The sequence below is a fragment of the Actinoplanes octamycinicus genome (assembly GCF_014205225.1).
GTDB classification, from domain to species: Bacteria; Actinomycetota; Actinomycetes; order Mycobacteriales; family Micromonosporaceae; genus Actinoplanes; species Actinoplanes octamycinicus.
Genome location: NZ_JACHNB010000001.1, coordinates 3,791,687 through 3,807,725 on the forward strand (window position 1 = coordinate 3,791,687; position 16,039 = coordinate 3,807,725).

At 70.6% G+C, this 16,039-nt stretch carries 15 protein-coding genes; 9 read left to right on the plus strand and 6 right to left on the minus strand.

What is annotated here, in order from left to right; genetic code table 11:
- Positions 1 to 100 precede the first annotated feature (100 nt).
- The 8 genes from rapZ (at position 101) to BJY16_RS17010 (ending at position 7,443) form a co-directional block, all read left to right on the plus strand.
- Positions 101 to 1,003: an RNase adapter RapZ gene (gene rapZ / locus BJY16_RS16975; RefSeq protein ID WP_185046494.1), complete on the plus strand. Its 903-nt coding sequence runs from the start codon at positions 101 to 103 to the stop codon at positions 1,001 to 1,003.
- On the plus strand, positions 1,000 to 2,034 hold the full coding sequence (locus tag BJY16_RS16980; protein WP_239176563.1) for a gluconeogenesis factor YvcK family protein: 1,035 nt from the start codon (positions 1,000 to 1,002) through the stop codon (positions 2,032 to 2,034). The genes rapZ and BJY16_RS16980 overlap by 4 nt, the downstream gene beginning before the upstream one ends.
- Positions 2,035 to 2,092: 58 nt before the next feature.
- Entirely contained in the window at positions 2,093 to 3,073 is a 981-nt protein-coding gene (gene whiA, locus BJY16_RS16985) for a DNA-binding protein WhiA (protein WP_185040390.1), read from the plus strand.
- Between the two features lie 556 nt (positions 3,074 to 3,629).
- Positions 3,630 to 4,631 (plus strand): type I glyceraldehyde-3-phosphate dehydrogenase, encoded by a 1,002-nt coding sequence (gene gap, locus BJY16_RS16990; RefSeq protein ID WP_185040391.1) that lies wholly within the window; start codon positions 3,630 to 3,632, stop codon positions 4,629 to 4,631.
- A 6-nt stretch (positions 4,632 to 4,637) separates the two neighbouring features.
- On the plus strand, positions 4,638 to 5,834 hold the full coding sequence (locus BJY16_RS16995) for a phosphoglycerate kinase (protein WP_185040392.1): 1,197 nt from the start codon (positions 4,638 to 4,640) through the stop codon (positions 5,832 to 5,834).
- Entirely contained in the window at positions 5,834 to 6,625 is a 792-nt protein-coding gene (tpiA, locus tag BJY16_RS17000; protein WP_185040393.1) for a triose-phosphate isomerase, read from the plus strand. Before BJY16_RS16995 ends, tpiA begins: the two co-directional genes overlap by 1 nt.
- A gap of 92 nt (positions 6,626 to 6,717) precedes the next feature.
- Complete coding sequence (secG, locus tag BJY16_RS17005) at positions 6,718 to 6,972, plus strand: preprotein translocase subunit SecG (protein ID WP_185040394.1); 255 nt, start codon at positions 6,718 to 6,720, stop codon at positions 6,970 to 6,972.
- A 126-nt stretch (positions 6,973 to 7,098) separates the two neighbouring features.
- Positions 7,099 to 7,443, plus strand: coding sequence for an RNA polymerase-binding protein RbpA (locus BJY16_RS17010; protein WP_185040395.1), 345 nt, complete (start codon positions 7,099 to 7,101; stop codon positions 7,441 to 7,443).
- A gap of 1 nt (position 7,444) precedes the next feature.
- Here BJY16_RS17010 and BJY16_RS17015 read toward each other — a convergent pair whose 3' ends face one another.
- The 6 genes from BJY16_RS17015 to tkt form a co-directional block, all read right to left on the minus strand.
- Positions 7,445 to 8,050, minus strand: coding sequence for a GNAT family N-acetyltransferase (locus tag BJY16_RS17015; RefSeq protein ID WP_307835693.1), 606 nt, complete (start codon positions 8,048 to 8,050; stop codon positions 7,445 to 7,447).
- Positions 8,047 to 8,769 carry a 6-phosphogluconolactonase gene (pgl, locus tag BJY16_RS17020; protein WP_185040396.1) on the minus strand — a complete coding sequence of 241 codons (723 nt, stop codon included), beginning with the start codon at positions 8,767 to 8,769 and terminating at the stop codon, positions 8,047 to 8,049. Before pgl ends, BJY16_RS17015 begins: the two co-directional genes overlap by 4 nt.
- Positions 8,770 to 8,837: 68 nt before the next feature.
- Positions 8,838 to 9,836, minus strand: a complete 999-nt coding sequence (locus BJY16_RS17025) for a glucose-6-phosphate dehydrogenase assembly protein OpcA (protein ID WP_185040397.1) — start codon at positions 9,834 to 9,836, stop codon at positions 8,838 to 8,840.
- The gene (gene zwf, locus BJY16_RS17030; protein WP_185040398.1) at positions 9,833 to 11,350 is read right to left on the minus strand and encodes a glucose-6-phosphate dehydrogenase; all 1,518 of its coding nucleotides are present in this window, start codon (positions 11,348 to 11,350) and stop codon (positions 9,833 to 9,835) included. Before zwf ends, BJY16_RS17025 begins: the two co-directional genes overlap by 4 nt.
- A gap of 75 nt (positions 11,351 to 11,425) precedes the next feature.
- Positions 11,426 to 12,538: a transaldolase gene (tal, locus tag BJY16_RS17035; RefSeq protein WP_185040399.1), complete on the minus strand. Its 1,113-nt coding sequence runs from the start codon at positions 12,536 to 12,538 to the stop codon at positions 11,426 to 11,428.
- A 15-nt stretch (positions 12,539 to 12,553) separates the two neighbouring features.
- Positions 12,554 to 14,668, minus strand: a complete 2,115-nt coding sequence (gene tkt / locus BJY16_RS17040; RefSeq protein WP_185040400.1) for a transketolase — start codon at positions 14,666 to 14,668, stop codon at positions 12,554 to 12,556.
- Positions 14,669 to 14,936: 268 nt separating this feature from the next.
- Here tkt and BJY16_RS17045 point away from each other — a divergent pair, with 268 nt between their 5' ends.
- Positions 14,937 to 15,893 (plus strand): heme o synthase, encoded by a 957-nt coding sequence (locus BJY16_RS17045; RefSeq protein ID WP_185046497.1) that lies wholly within the window; start codon positions 14,937 to 14,939, stop codon positions 15,891 to 15,893.
- Positions 15,894 to 16,039 lie beyond the last annotated feature (146 nt).

Here is a 16,039-nt window from a genome sequence, read left to right on the forward strand (position 1 = left end):
ACGCTGTCCGGCGGCTGGGAGCCCACCCATCGGCCTACCATGTAGCGTCCGCCCGCGGGGTGCGGGCGCAGCGACGCGGGAGGCGTGCGTGACGGAAGCGATGCCCGGGTTCGGCACCGACGACGTGGTCGACCCGGACGAGGCCGGTACCGATCTGGTGGTGGTCACCGGTCTGTCCGGTGGTGGCCGCAGCACGGTGGCCCGGGCCCTGGAGAATGTCGGGTTCTACGTGGTGGACAACCTGCCACAGGCGCTGATGCTGGAGATGGCCGAGCTGGCCTTCGCGGCCGGCGGCGCGGCCCGGCGCACCGCGATGGTGCTGGACGTGCGCAGCCGCGCGTTCTCCACCGACCTGGCCGGCGCGGTGCGCGCGCTGAAGGAGCGCGGTTTCTCGCCGCGCGTGGTCTTCGTGGACGCCGACGACGAGGTGCTGATCCGGCGCTTCGAGTCGGTGCGCCGCTCGCACCCGCTGCAGGGTGACGGCCGGCTGGCCGACGGGATCGCGGCCGAGCGCAAGCTGCTCGAGGAGGCCCGCGAGCAGGCCGACGTGATCATCGACACCAGCCACCTGAACGTCAACCAGCTGCGCCGCCGGGTGGAGGAGCTGTTCGGCGGGGAGGACGCCCGCAAGCTGCGGATCACCGTGCTCTCCTTCGGCTTCAAGTACGGCCTGCCGCCGGACGCCGACTACGTGCTCGACGCCCGGTTCCTGCCGAACCCGTTCTGGGTGCCGGAGCTGCGCGAGCACACCGGCCTGGAGGAGGGCGTCAGCAGCTACGTGCTGGGCCAGGAGGGCGCCACCGACTTCGTGGCGACCTACGCCGGCCTGATCGCGGCGACCGCGCCCGGCTTCGAGCGGGAGGGCAAGCGATACCTGACTGTCGCGATCGGGTGCACCGGTGGCAAACACCGGAGCGTGGCGATAACCGAGGAGTTGACTTCGCGGCTGAGCGCCATGCGCCTCTCGGCACACGCCTCGCACCGCGACCTGGGGCGCGAGTGACCGCCCCGGCCCGGCCGATCCGGGTCGTGGCCTTCGGCGGCGGTCACGGGCTCGGCGCCTCGCTGCGGGCGCTGCGGCACGCCGCCCGCGAGGTGGAGCTGGACATCACCGCGATCGTCACGGTCGGCGACGACGGGGGCTCCAGCGGGCGTCTGCGGGTCGAGCGGGACGCTCTGCTGCCCCCGGGCGACCTGCGGCAGGCGCTCGCCGCGCTGGCCGACCACGACCCGACCGCGCAGCTCACCGCGCAGGTGATGCAGCACCGGTTCGTGGCGATGTCCGAGCCCGGGGTGAGCCCGGCGCCGCCGGCCGCCCGCGGGCCCCGGCTGGAGCGCCGGGCCGACCGCAGCAAGGACACCCTGGCCGGGCACACGGTGGGCAACCTGCTGCTGCTCGGGCTGATGGAGATGCTCGGCGACCCGGTGCGGGCGCTGGACCACGCGGCCGCGATGGTCGGCGCGCGCGGCCGGGTGCTGCCGATGGCGCTGCACGCGGTCGGCATCGAGGCCGACGTCACCGACGGGTCCGGGCGGCGGTCGACCATCCGGGGTCAGCACTCGGTGGCGGTCGTCGACGGCCGGGTGGAGTCGGTGCGGCTGGAGCCGGCCGACCCGCCGGCCTGCCCGCAGGCCCTGGAGGCGGTCCGCGCCGCCGACTGGCTGATCTTCGGGCCGGGCAGCTGGTACACCAGCGTGCTGCCGCATCTGCTGGTGCCCGGCCTGGCCCGGGAGATCGTGGCGAGCCCGGCCCGCCGGCTGGTCACCCTCAACCTCGGCACGGACAAGGAGACGCACGGGCTGTCGGCGGCCGCGCACCTGGCCACCCTGCACGGTTACCTGCCCCAGCTGCGGGTGGACACGGTGCTGGCCGACGAGAAATGGGCCGGCGAGCCGGAACCGGTCCGAGCCGCTGCCCAGCGGATGGGGGCCGAGCTGGTATTGGCACCCGTCGCCGTTGCGGACGGAAGCCCACGGCATGATCCTGAGGCACTGGGTGTTGCACTGGTGCCAGTATTGGGCGCCGCTCGTTAATTACTGGCGTAAGTGCGGCACACACTGTCCAAGATCCGGCGCATGAGGTGACAACACGATGGCGATGACGGCAGCGGTCAAAGACGAGCTGAGCCGGGTCGACGTGCCCAAGCCCTGCTGTCGCCGGGCGGAGATGGCTTCCCTGCTCCGGTTCGCCGGCGGGCTGCACATCGTCTCCGGCCGGGTCGTCGTCGAGGCCGAGCTGGACACCGGGGCGGTCGCGCGGCGGCTCCGCCGGGAGATCGCCGACGTGTACGGGTACCCCAGCGAGGTGCACGTGCTCGCCTCCGGTGGCCTGCGCAAGGGCAGCCACTACATCGTCCGGATCGTCAAGGACGGCGAGGCCCTGGCCCGGCAGACCGGCCTGCTCGACGTCCGCGGCCGCCCGGTCCGCGGGCTGCCCCCGCACGTCGTCTCGGCGAACGTGTGCTGTGCGGTGGCGGCCTGGCGGGGCGCCTTCATGGCGCACGGCTCGCTCACCGAGCCGGGCCGGTCCAGCGCCCTGGAGATCACCTGCCCGGGGCCGGAGGCGGCGCTGGCGCTGCGCGGCGCGGCCCGCCGGATCGGGATCACCGCCAAGGAGCGCGAGGTGCGCGGCGTGGACCGGGTGGTGATCAAGGACGGCGACGCGATCGCCGCGCTGCTCACCCGGATCGGTGCGCACTCCAGCGTGCTGGCCTGGGAGGAGCGGCGGGTGCGCCGCGAGGTGCGGGCCACCGCCAACCGGCTGGCCAACTTCGACGACGCGAACCTGCGGCGCTCGGCGCGGGCTGCGGTGGCGGCGGCCGCCCGGGTCACCCGGGCGCTGGAGATCCTCTCCGAGGACGCGCCGAACCATCTGACCTCGGCCGGGCGGCTGCGGCTGGAGCACCGGCAGGCGTCGCTGGAGGAGCTGGGCGCGCTGGCCGACCCGCCGCTGACCAAGGACGCCATCGCCGGGCGGATCCGGCGGCTGCTGGCGCTGGCCGACAAGCGCGCCCGCGACCTGGGAATCCCGGACACCGAGGCCGCCGTCACCCCGGAGATGATGGCCTGCTGAGCTGGCTGGCTCCGCTTCGCTCCGCGGCGATTCGCCTTGTAACCGGTGAGATGGGCGCGGTTTTTCCGACGCCGCACACCCCGCGGCGTCGGAAAAACCGAGCCCATCTCACCGGCGGCGAATCGCGGGACATCTCGGGGTGATTCCGGTCACGTGGGGTGGACGGCTCGGTGCGGCCGTGTGCGGCGTGATCTCGTGCTCGGGGCGGGACCTGTGGCCGTACCGGGAAGGGCTGGTGGATCTTGTGGGGATCGGCGTGGGGCGCGCCGGTCACCCGGTGCGGAGGCCGGCCTCGCGATGATCCGGATTAGGTAACGTTCAGGTCGCGCCCCGCTGCGGTCGGGGCGGGGAGTCTCGGCTAGGGTCACTGGTGACGGCGACGGTGCCGGCAGTTCGGCCGAACCCCGCTGTGACGCGCCGCCAATGTGTCTCTGCTGCGGCGACCTCGCTCCTTCGGGCGCGGCGGCCGGACGCCCCCTAGTGCCAGCCCTGACACGGCGGGCACAGACCCTCCGCCGGTCGCAGAATCCGGCGGACCGAAACGAGGAGACCACCTGTGACCATCCGGGTTGGCATCAACGGCTTCGGCCGTATCGGTCGTAACTTCTTCCGGGCGGTTCTCGCCTCCGGAGCCGACATCGAGATCGTCGGTGTGAACGACCTGACCGACAACGCCACTCTTGCCCACCTGCTGAAGTACGACAGCATCCTGGGCCGTCTGCCGCACGAGGTGAAGGCGACCGCCGACGAGATCACCGTCGCCGGCAAGACCTTCAAGGCGTTCGCCGAGCGCGACCCGAACAACCTGCCGTGGGGCGACCTGGGCGCCGACGTCGTGATCGAGTCGACCGGCTTCTTCACCGACGCCACCAAGGCCAAGGCGCACGTGGAGAAGGGCGCCAAGAAGGTCATCATCTCGGCGCCGGCCAAGAACGAGGACATCACGATCGTGATGGGCGTCAACGACAACCTGTACGACGCCGCCAAGCACACGGTCATCTCGAACGCGTCCTGCACCACGAACTGCCTCGCCCCGATGGCGAAGGTCCTGAACGACACGATCGGGATCGAGAAGGGTCTGATGACCACGATCCACGCGTACACCCAGGACCAGAACCTGCAGGACGGCCCGCACAAGGACCTGCGTCGCGCCCGCGCCGCCGCCCTGAACATCGTTCCGACCTCGACCGGCGCGGCGAAGGCCGTCAGCCTGGTCCTGCCGGAGCTGAAGGGCAAGCTGGACGGCTTCGCGCTGCGGGTGCCGATCCCCACCGGCTCGGCCACCGACCTGACCTTCACCGCCTCCCGTGACACCACGGTCGACGAGGTCAACGCCGCGATCAAGGCGGCCGCCGAGGGCCCGCTCAAGGGCATCCTGGTCTACACCGAGGACGAGATCGTGTCGGCCGACATCGTCACCGACCCGGCCTCCTGCATCTTCGACGCCGGCCTGACCAAGGTCATCGGCGGCAACCAGGTCAAGGTCGTCGGCTGGTACGACAACGAGTGGGGCTACTCGAACCGCCTCGTGAACCTGGTTCAGCTCGTCGGGGCCTGATCTTCCATGAAGACTCTCGACGACCTGCTCGGCGAGGGTGTCTCGGGTCGGCGCGTGTTCGTGCGCGCCGACCTGAACGTCCCGTTCGACAAGGCAAACCCGGGTGTCATCAGCGACGACGGCCGCGCCCGCGCGGTGCTGCCGACGCTGATCGCGCTGCGGGACGCGGGCGCCCGGGTGATCGTGGCGTCCCACCTGGGGCGTCCGAAGGGCGCGCCGGACCCGAAGTTCACCCTCGCGCCGGTGGCGACCCGGCTGGGTGAGCTGCTCGGCTCGGACGTGATCTTCGCGACGGACACCGTCGGCGCCTCCGCGTCGGCCGCCGTGGAGTCGCTGCAGGACGGCCAGGTGCTGCTCCTGGAGAACCTGCGGTTCAACGAGGGCGAGACCTCGAAGGACGACGCGGTTCGGGGCGCCTTCGCCGACGAGCTGGCGAAGTTCGCGGACTTCTACGTCGACGACGCCTTCGGTGCGGTGCACCGGAAGCACGCCTCGGTGTACGACGTGCCGGCCCGGCTCCCGCACTACGCGGGTGGCCTGGTCGTCAAGGAGGTCGAGGTCCTGCGCAAGGTCTCCGAGACCCCCGAGAAGCCGTATGTCGTGGTGCTCGGCGGCTCGAAGGTCTCCGACAAGCTCGCCGTGATCCAGGCGCTGCTGCCGAAGGTGGACAAGCTTCTCGTCGGTGGCGGGATGTGCTTCACCTTCCTCAAGGCGCAGGGTCACGAGGTGGGTAAGTCTCTGCTGGAGACCGAGATGATCTCGGTGTGTGCGGACCTTCTCGCGCAGGCCGACGGTCGGATCGTGCTGCCCGTCGACGTGGTCGCGGCGACGGAGTTCTCCGCCGACGCGGATCACGATATTGCAGACATCTCCGAAATTCCGGCTGACCGGCTCGGCCTGGACATCGGTCCCCGCTCCACCGCGCTCTTCGCCGACGCCATCTCCGGTGCCAAGACCGTGTTCTGGAACGGCCCGATGGGCGTCTTCGAGCTGGCCCCGTTCGCCGCGGGCACCCGCGGCGTCGCCGAGGCGATCACCAAGATCGACGGCTTCTCGGTCGTCGGCGGCGGCGACTCGGCGGCGGCGGTCCGCACGCTCGGCCTGGACGAGTCCGCGTTCGGCCACATCTCCACCGGTGGGGGCGCGTCCCTGGAGTACCTCGAAGGCAAGACGCTGCCGGGCGTCGCCGCTCTGGAGAAGTGATGGGTGACGTGACCCGCAAGCCGATCATCGCCGGCAACTGGAAGATGAACCTCAACCACTTCGAGGCGAATCTGCTGGTCCAGAAGCTGGCCGCGAGCCTGAACGCGCAGCAGCTGGAGGCGGTCGAGACCGTCGTGCTGCCGCCGTTCACCGACCTGCGCACCGTGCAGACCGCGATCGAGGGCGACAAGCTCGCGATCGGCTACGGCGCGCAGGACATCTCGCAGCACGCGTCCGGGGCGTACACCGGCGAGATCGCCGGCTCGATGCTGGCGAAGCTCGGCTGCACCTACGTGGTGATCGGGCACTCCGAGCGCCGCGAGTACCACAACGAGAGCGACCAGCTGGTCAACGCGAAGATCAAGGCGGCCTTCGCGGCCGGCCTGACCCCGATCTTCTGCTGCGGCGAGGGCCTGGAGATCCGCGAGGCCGGCAACCAGGTCGAGCACGTGCTCGCCCAGGTCGACGGTGGGCTCGAGGACCTCAAGACCGACCAGATCAAGCAGATCGTGATCGCGTACGAGCCGGTCTGGGCGATCGGCACCGGCAAGACCGCGACGCCGGACGACGCCCAGGAGGTGTGCGGAGCGATCCGTGCCCGGCTGGCCGAGAAGTACGGCAGCGAGGTCGCCGAGGCCGTCCGCATCCAGTACGGCGGGTCGGTCAAGGCGAACAACATCGCGCAGATCATGGCCCAGCCCGACGTGGACGGGGCCCTGGTCGGCGGTGCGGCCCTGGACGCCGAGGGCTTCGCGGCCATCGTGCGTTTCCCGGAGCACGTCGCTCGCTGATCGTCATTGGCGCGTGCCCGGCCGTGGTAAACGGCCGGGCACCCGCTATTGTGGGACCGCTGCTGTGCCCTTCGAGAGGAATGAACCCGACCATGCCGATCGGATTCGCGTACACGTTGATCGTGTTGCTGATCATCACCAGCATCCTGCTGACCCTGCTGATCCTGTTGCACCGGGGCAAGGGCGGCGGCATGTCCAGCATGTTCGGCGGCGGCGTGACCTCCAGCCTGGCCGGTTCCTCGGTCGCGGAGAAGAACCTGGACCGCTACACGCTGCTGGTCGGCATCATCTGGTTCGCCTGCATTGTCGGGCTTGGCTTCTGGCTCAAACTCGCCGTCTCTTCCTGACCCGCGAGTAGCGTCGTACAATCTGCCGCGCGGCCGGTTTCACCGGTCGCGCGGCTTTTTGGCTTCTCTGACCGTTTTGATCTTCCGGCTTCCGAGCCTCCGCCCGCTCTGACAGGAGTGACGTCCGTGTCCAGTGGCAGCGCTATCCGTGGCAGCCGCGTCGGGTCCAGCCCGATGCGCCCCGACGAGCGCACCGAACCGGCCCCTCGCCGCCAGGTGAAATACTTCTGCGCGGCCGGCCATGACAGTCTCATCTGGTTCGCCGCCGAGGCCGCCGCCCCGGAGACCTGGGACTGCCCCCGGTGCGGCCAGCCGGCCGGGCTCGATCAGGAGCGACCGCCCGGGCGGCTGCGGACCGAGCCGTACAAGTCGCATCTGGCCTATGTGAAGGAGCGCCGCAGCGAGGAGGACGCGGCCGCCATCCTGGCCGAGGCGCTGGCCAAGGTGCGCCAGCGCCGCGGCCGCGAGTGACTCACACCGGGCTGGTGTCCCGCCCGAGGTAAAGCGCGCCCGGGTCGTCCAGCGACAGGTCGTGGAAGCCGAGACGGCGGTAGAACGCGTAGGCCCCGGGGTTCTCCGGCGACATGCCGAGGTGCACCCGGGGCACACCGGCCGCGCGCAGCCCGTCCAGGAAGGCGGCCATCAGCCCCCGGCCCTGACCGCGGCCCTGCCACTCGGGCAGCAGGTCGATGTGCAGGTGGGCCGGGTAATCGGCCAGCTCCGGGTGCAGCATCCGCTCCGGGCGCCGGTGCAGGTCCAGCATGATCTCGTCGCGCGGGTCGCCGTCGGTCATCCGGCCGGCGGTGGCCGGCAGCCACTCGGCGCGGTACCGCTCGACGAACTTGGCGGTGTCCGCGGTGCCGATGATGTAACCGACCGGGCGGCCGGTCCCGTCGTCCAGCACGTGCGCGTGCTCCGGCTCCAGGATCACGTAGGGCGCCGCCCAGATGTCCCCGAGCAGGCGGTCCGAGCTGTACTTCCCGCGGGCGTCCTGGCCCGCGTCACCGGTGCGGACACAGATGTCGTAGACGGCGTCCAGGTCGCTCGGCCGGTAGGCGCGGATCATCGGCCCGCTCACCGCTTGCTCGCGGCCGCTTCGTCGAGCAGGAAGAGCGTCTTGCGTACGCCCTGAGCGCGCGCGGCCGGCAGGTCACCCCCACGCAGCACCTCACCGATCGGTCCCGCCTTGTCCGGACCGGCCGCCACCAGCCAGACCTCGTCGGCCTGCCGGATGGTGTCCATGGTCAGGGTGATCCGGGTGGGCGGCGGTTTCGGGCTGTTCCGCACCGCCGCCGTGACACCGGTGGCCCGCGCGTCCGGGTGCCCCGGGAAGAGCGACGCCACATGCCCGTCCTCGCCGACCCCCAGCATCAGCACGTCGAAGCGCAGCGGCCGGCCGCCGGCGGTCAGCTCCGCGGCGTACCGGGCAGCCGCCACGTCCGGGTCGTCGCCGTCCGGGCCGTCGGTGGCCGGCATCGGGTGCACCCGGGCCGGGTCCAGCGGCAGCGCGTCCAGGACCGCCTCGCGCGCCTGGGTCTCGTTGCGGTCCGGGTCGCCGGCCGGCAGGAACCGCTCGTCGCCCCACCACAGGTCCACCCGGGACCAGTCGATCGCCGCGGCGGCCGGCAGCTCCCGCAGCTGGCGCAGCACCTTGGCGGCCACCCGGCCGCCGGTCAGCACCACGCTCGCCGTCCCGTGCACCGCCTGCGCGTCGATGATCCGGATGGTCAGCCGTGCCGCCACCGTGGACGCCAGGATGTCGGCGTCCGGAACCACCACGACCACGGTCTCACTCACTGCGCTCTCCTTTTTAGCTGAAGGGCCGTCCGCCGGTGGCGGACGGCCCTTCTCTGTAGTTGTGTGGCTCAGCCGGCCAGCGCGTCGCTGGTGCTGGCCGCGCGGGCCGCCAGAGCCGGGTCCTTCCAGACGTGCACCCGCATCGACGGGCGGTGGTCCAGACCGGACAGGCCGGCCATCGCGCCCAGCGCCTCCGCGTAGATCTGGTCGGCGTCCAGCCGGCGCAGCTCCTCGGCCAGCTCGTCGCCGACCGGCCGCTTGGGCAGCGGCATGTAGCGGTCCTCCTGGCCGGTCCGGCTGAACAGCGCGGTGCCCTCCTCGCGGGTGACCCGCACGCAGTCGCCGTTCTCGCACTGCAGCTCGACCGAGTGCATCCGCGGGGCCCGGTCGGTGTGCTCCAGCACCGGCTCGACGCCGAGCCGGGACTTGAGCCAGCCGAGCATCAGCCAGGCGGTCGGGTCCTTCTCCGGGGCGACGATCCGGGCGCCGATCACCTTGGCCTCGGTGGTGTCGAAGGCGCCGGCCACCAGCGTCCGCCACAGCGTGATCCGGGTCCAGGTGAGGTCGGTGTCGCCGGGCGCGTAGTCGGCGGCCCGCTGGCGCAGCGCGGCCACCGGGTCGGGCGCCTGCGCGCTGTCGGTGATCCGGCGGTCGGCGACCACGCCGAGGAAGTCGTTGGCGATCGACTCCGGCGGCTCCTCGTGCCACCAGCTGACCACCGGGACGTCCGGGGCGAGCAGCGGGATGACCACCGACTCGGCGTGCAGGGCGAGCCGGCCGTACATCCGCATCACGACCGCCTCGGCCGGGCCCAGCCGGCCGCCGACCACGATCTCCGCGTCCAGCCGGCTGCGGCCGTCCAGGTCGGAGCGGACGACGATCAGCACCCGGCAGGGGTGCGCCGCCGCCGCGATGGTGGCGGCCGCCTCGGCCTCCCGGACCTTCTTCTCCTCGACCACCGCGATCAGGGTGAGCGCCAGGCCGGAGGCGACGCCCCCGGCGCTGCGGCGCTCCGCGGCGAGGGCCTTGACGACCTCGTTACCGGTGGTGTCCCACAGCCCGATCATGCTCGCCTCCAGGCGCGGCCTTCGCGTTCCAGCATCTCGTCCGAGGCCCGCGGGCCCCACTCGCCGGACCGGTAGGGCTCCGGCGTGGTGCCCGCCCAGGCGGCCTCCAGCGGGTCGATGACCCGCCAGGACTGCTCCACCTCGGCCGCGTCCGGGAAGAGCGTGCGGTCGCCGATCAGCACGTCCAGGACGAGCCGTTCGTACGCCTCCGGGCTGGACTCGGTGAACGCCTCGCCGTACTGGAAGTCCATCGCGATGTCGCGGACCTCCATGGCGGTGCCGGGCACCTTGGAGCCGAACTTGAGCACCACGCCCTCGTCCGGCTGGACCCGGATGACCAGCTGGTTGTTACCCAGCATCTCCACGTCGGCCGGGTCGAACGGCAGGTGCGGGGCCTTCTTGAAGAGGATCGCGATCTCGGTGACCCGGCGCGGCATCCGCTTGCCGACCCGGACGTAGAACGGCACGCCCGCCCAGCGCCGGTTCTGGATCCCCAGGCGGACCGCGACGTACGTCTCGGTCGTGGAGTCCGGCGGGATGTTCTTCTCCTCGAGATAGCCCACCGCGCGCTCGCCGGCCACCCAGCCGGGGAGGTACTGCCCGCGCACCGAGCCGGCCGCGATGTCGGCCGGCAGGCTGATCGCCTTGAGCACCTTCAGTTTCTCGGCCCGCACCTCCTGCGGGTCGAAGCTGGTCGGCTCCTCCATCCCGACCAGCGCGAGCAGCTGGAGCAGGTGGTTCTGCAGCACGTCGCGGGCGGCGCCGGACGCGTCGTAGAACGCGGCCCGGGTGCCGATGCCGACGTCCTCGGCCATGGTGATCTGCACCGAGTCGACGTACTTGGAGTTCCACACCGGCTCGAACAGGCTGTTCGCGAAGCGCAGGGCCAGGATGTTCTGGACCGTCTCCTTGCCCAGGTAATGGTCGATCCGGTAGACGTCGGCCGGGTTGAAGACGTCGTCGACGAGCTGGTTCAGCGCGACGGCGGTCTGCAGGTCGTTGCCGAACGGTTTCTCCACCACCACCCGGCGCCAGCCGCCGAGTTTCGCGTTGTCGGCCAGGCCGGTGCGGTTGAGCTGGTTGAGCACCAGCGGGAAGGCGGCCGGCGGGATCGAGAAGTAGAAGGCCGTGTTGCCCTGGATGCCGTTGCGCTCGCGCAGCTCGTCCAGGGTCTCGGCGAGTTTGTCGAAGTCGGCGTCGTCGTCGAACGAGCCGGGCACGAACTGGAACTGGCTCGACAGCCGCTGCCAGACGTCCTCGCGCCACGGGGTCCGGGCGCCCTTCTTGGCGGCGGCGTAGGCCAGCGACTCGAAGTCGCCGTCACCCCAGTCGGCCCGGGCGAAGCCCACCACCACGAAACCGGGCGGCAGCAGACCTCGGTTGGCCAGGTCGTACACGGCCGGGATGAGCTTCTTACGGGACAGGTCACCGGTGACCCCGAAGATCACCAGAGCGCAGGGCTCCGGAATCCGCGGTAGCCGTCGGTCCTGTGCGGTGCGCAGCGGATTACCCACGTTGCCATCCTGCCAGTTTTTCGTGAGGGGAGCGGCCTGTCGCGGAGGGTTCCGCGACAGGCCGCACGGCGTCCGTCAGGCGCCTTCGCCGGTCTTCAGCGACTTCTCGACGTGCTCGAGCAGCTCTTTCCAGCTCGCCTCGAACTTCTCGACGCCCTCCTCCTCGAGGACCTTGACGACGTCGTCGAAGTCGACGCCGACCGCCGCCAGGTCGGCGAAGACCTGCTTGGCGTCGGCGTAGTTGTTCGTGATGCTGCCCGGCTTGGTGGTGCCGTGGTCGGCGAACGCCACGATCACCGACTCCGGCATGGTGTTCACCGTGCCGGGCGCGATCAGCTCCTCGACGTAGATCGTGTCGGGGAAGTCCGGGTTCTTGGTGGACGTGGAGGCCCACAGCGGCCGCTGCGGGTGCGCCCCGGCGGCGGCCAGCGACTTCCACCGCTCCGACCCGAAGACCTCCTCGTACGCCTCGTAGGCCAGCCGGGCGTTGGCGATCGCGGCCTTGCCCTTGAGCGCCTTGGCCTGGTCGCTGCCGATCTTGTCGAGCCGCTTGTCCACCTCGGTGTCCACCCGGGAGACGAAGAACGACGCCACCGAGCCGATCTTGGACAGGTCGTGGCCGTTCGCCTTCGCCTGCTCCAGACCGGCCAGGAACGCGTCCATCACCGCGCGGTAGCGCTCCAGCGAGAAGATCAGCGTCACGTTCACGCTGATCCCGGCCGCCAGGGTCTGCGTGATCGCCGGCAGGCCGGCCAGCGTCGCCGGGATCTTGATGAACAGGTTCGGCCGGTCGACCAGCCACCACAGCGTCTTCGCCTCGGCGACGGTGGACTCGGTCTCGTGCGCCTTGCGCGGGTCGACCTCGATCGAGACCCGGCCGTCCACGCCGTTCGAGGCGTCGTACGCCGGGCGCAGCACGTCGGCCGCGGCGCGCACGTCGGCGGCGGTCATCAGCCGGACCGCCTCCTCGACCGTCACCCGCTGCGCGGCCAGGTCGCGGACCTGCTCGTCGTAGGCGTCCGCGTCGGAGAGCGCCTTCTGGAAGATGCTCGGGTTCGTGGTGACCCCGACCATGTGCTGCTCACGGCGCATCTTGTCGAGCGAGCCGCTGGTCAGCCGCACCCGGGAGAGGTCGTCGAGCCAGACCGCCACACCCTGGGCGGACAGCTCTGCCAGTCTGTCGGTCATTACCTTCAACTCCTGTCAGTTGCCGGTCTTGTGACCGGTGATCTCGCCGACCTTCGCCAGGGAGGCGTTGGCCTTCGCAACGACGTTGTCAGCGGTGAAACCGAACTGCTCGAAGAGGATCTTCGCCGGGGCGCTGGCACCGTAGTGCTCGATGCTGACCGCCTCGCCGGCGTCGCCGATGATCCGGTCCCAGCTCATCCGGATGCCGGCCTCCACCGAGACGCGGGCCTTCACCCCGTGCGGCAGGACCTGCTGCTGGTACGCGGTCTCCTGCTGGAAGAACCACTCCTGGCAGGGCATCGAGACCACCCGGGTGGGGGTGCCCTGGGCCTCCAGGCGCTCCTGCGCGGTGAGCGCGATGGCCACCTCGGAGCCGCTGGCGATCAGGATCACCTGCGGGGTGCCGGTGGACGCCTCGGACAGGATGTAGCCGCCCTTGAGGGTGCCCTCGGCCGACGCGTACTTCGAGCGGTCGAGGGTCGGCAGGTTCTGCCGGGACAGCGCCAGCGCGGTCGGGCGGTCGTGGTGCTCCAGGGCGCCGCGCCAGGCGAACGCGGTCTCGTTGGCGTCGGCCGGGCGGACCACGTCGAGGCCGACGATGGCGCGCAGCGCGGTCAGCGTCTCGATCGGCTGGTGGGTCGGGCCGTCCTCGCCGAGACCGATCGAGTCGTGCGTCCACACGAAGACGACCGGCAGCTTCATCAGCGCGGAGAGCCGGACGGCGCCGCGCATGTAGTCGCTGAAGACCAGGAAGGTGCCACCGTACGGCCGGGTGCCGCCGTGCACCGCGATGCCGTTGAGGATCGAGCCCATGCCGTGCTCACGGATGCCGAAGTGCAGGGTGCGCCCGTACTCGTGGCCGGGGAACTCCTTGGTGGCGTACTCCGCCGGGATGAACGACGGCTCGCCCTTCATCGTGGTGTTGTTGCTCTCCGCCAGGTCGGCGGAACCGCCCCACAGCTCGGGCAGGACCGGGGCGAGCGCCTCCAGGATCTTGCCGGACGCGGCGCGGGTGGCCAGGCCCTTCTCGTCGGCCGGGAACTCGGGCAGCGCGGCGGCCCAGCCGTCCGGCAGCTGCTTGGCGGCGAGCCGGTCGAACAGCTTCTTGCCCTCGGCGTTGCCGGCGGCCCAGGCGTCGAACGCCTTCTGCCACTCGGCGTGCGCCGCCTTGCCGCGCTCGACCGCCTGCTGGGTGTGCTTGACCACCTCGTCGTCGATCGCGAACGGCTCGTCGGTGAAGCCGAGCAGCGCCTTGGTGGCGGTGATCTCGTCCTTGCCCAGCGCCGAGCCGTGGATCTTGCCGGTGTTCTGCTTCTTCGGCGCCGGCCAGCCGATCACCGTCTTGAGGACGATGAACGACGGCTTGTCGGTGACCGCCTTGGCGGCCTGGATCGCCGCCCAGAGCGCCTCGACGTCCTCCACGTACGGGTCCGAGCCGCTCCAGTCGACGGTCTGGACGTGCCAGCCGTACGCCTCGTAGCGGGCGCCGACGTCCTCGGACTTGGCGATCCGGGTGTCGTCCTCGATGGAGATCTGGTTGTCGTCGTAGATCACCGTGAGGTTGCCGAGCTTCTGCACCGAGGCGATCGCACTCGACTCGTGGCTGACGCCCTCCTCGATGTCACCGTCCGAGGCGATCGAGTAGACGTGGTGGTCGAACGGCGACTGGCCGGCCGCGGTGTCCGGGTCGAACAGGCCGCGCTCGCGGCGGGCCGCCATCGCCATGCCGACCGCGTTGCCGATGCCCTGGCCCAGCGGGCCGGTGGTGATCTCGACGCCCGGCGTGTGCCCGAACTCGGGGTGGCCCGGGGTGAGCGAGTCCCACTGGCGCAGCGACTTCAGGTCGTCCAGCGACAGTCCGTAACCGCTGAGGAAGAGCTGAATGTAGAGGGTGAGGCTGGAGTGACCGCAGGACAGCACGAACCGGTCGCGGCCCGCCCAGTGCGGGTCGGTCGGGTCGTGCCGCATGACGCGGTTGAACAGCAGGTAGGCGGCCGGAGCCAGGCTCATGGCCGTGCCGGGGTGGCCGTTGCCGGCCTTCTCGACGGCATCCATGGCCAGCACCCGCACTGTGTCGACCGCCTTGCGGTCGAGGTCGGACCAATTGAGAGCAGGATCTGTGGCACCCACGTCTGTTGTGCTCCTCGGGCAGGATTGTGGAACCCTTTTCGGCTTGACCCTATCCAGTCGGGCTAAACGTCTGCGCAGCGAACGGCACAGGTGCATACGCTGTGAGCGGACACACGGTTGACGGGTGTGACGGCGTCCACCTGTGCCGGGTGGCCCGAGCAGCGGAGACGGTGGCGCGTAGGCTGTCCGGGCGGCTCGGCCGGGTTGATCTCCACCCGGCAGGCGGCCGCGAGTTGGTCCAAATGCCGGAAGGTGGCTGTCCGTGAGCATGATCACCGAGCGTTCCGTCCAGCGACGGTCGCCCGGCGTGGCGGAGCCCGCGCCACGCGAGGAAGCGCGACGCGACCGGATGGCGGTGTTGCGGGGCTACCTGGCGCTGACCAAACCGGCCATCGTCGAGCTGCTGCTGGTCACCACGGTGCCGACCATGATGCTGGCCGCCGGCGGCTGGCCCGACCTGGTCACCTTCTTCGCGGTGCTGGTCGGCGGCGCGCTGGCGGGCGGCGCGGCGAGCGCGCTGAACTGCTACATCGACCGCGACATCGACGTGCTGATGAAGCGGACCAAGCGGCGGCCGCTGCCCACCCACCAGATCACCCCGCGCGCGGTGCTGATCTTCGGGCTCACCCTCGCGGTGGTGTCGGTGGTGCTGATGGCGCTGCTGACCAACTGGCTGGCGACCGCGCTGACCGCGTTCTCGATCTTCTACTACGACGTGGTCTACACGCTCTGGCTGAAGCGGCGCACCCCGGCGAACACGTTCTGGGGCGGCGTCTGCGGCGCCGCGCCGGTGGTCATCGGCTGGGCCGCGGTGACCGGTTCGATCGCGCCGATGGGCTGGGCGCTGTTCGCAGTCGTCTTCTTCTGGCAAATGCCGCACTTCTACGCACTTGCCATCAAGTACAAGGACGACTACGCCCGGGCCGGTGTGCCGATGCTCCCGGTGGTCCGCTCGGTCGCCCGGGTCAACTTCGAGATCGTGCTCTACACCGTGCTCACCGTGGCGTCCTCGCTGATCGCCTGGCCGCTCGGGCGGGACCTGGGGCTGGGCTGGATCTACGGCGCCGCCGCGGTGCTCACCGGCGGGCTCTTCCTGGGCGAGTCGATCCGGCTGGTCTACCAGACCCGCAACGGCGGCATGGTGAAGCCGATGCGGCTGTTCCAGCTCTCGATCACATACCTGACGCTGCTCTTCATGGCGATCGCCGTGGATGCCCTGATCTGAGGTCGCGTTCAGTCAGCGGGTTACGGCCTTGTCGCACACGATGCCCGGATTGTGACCAGTGTCAACTACGTTCCGTCACTCGATCGACGGATTCTGGTGACTGCACAATTCGGGCGAAATTGGTGCATAACTATACGCCGACTGCG

Bases quoted from the DNA above. Each gene is read 5' to 3' on its own strand.
- BJY16_RS16995 (WP_185040392.1), top strand. From the start codon at position 4,638: ATGAAGACTCTCGACGACCTGCTCGGCGAGGGTGTCTCGGGTCGGCGC.
- tal (WP_185040399.1), bottom strand. From the start codon at position 12,538: ATGACCGACAGACTGGCAGAGCTGTCCGCCCAGGGTGTGGCGGTCTGG.
- BJY16_RS17045 (WP_185046497.1), top strand. From the start codon at position 14,937: ATGATCACCGAGCGTTCCGTCCAGCGACGGTCGCCCGGCGTGGCGGAG.
- BJY16_RS17025 (WP_185040397.1), bottom strand. From the start codon at position 9,836: ATGATCGGGCTGTGGGACACCACCGGTAACGAGGTCGTCAAGGCCCTC.
- secG (WP_185040394.1), top strand. From the start codon at position 6,718: ATGCCGATCGGATTCGCGTACACGTTGATCGTGTTGCTGATCATCACC.
- rapZ (WP_185046494.1), top strand. From the start codon at position 101: ATGCCCGGGTTCGGCACCGACGACGTGGTCGACCCGGACGAGGCCGGT.
- tpiA (WP_185040393.1), top strand. From the start codon at position 5,834: ATGGGTGACGTGACCCGCAAGCCGATCATCGCCGGCAACTGGAAGATG.
- whiA (WP_185040390.1), top strand. From the start codon at position 2,093: ATGGCGATGACGGCAGCGGTCAAAGACGAGCTGAGCCGGGTCGACGTG.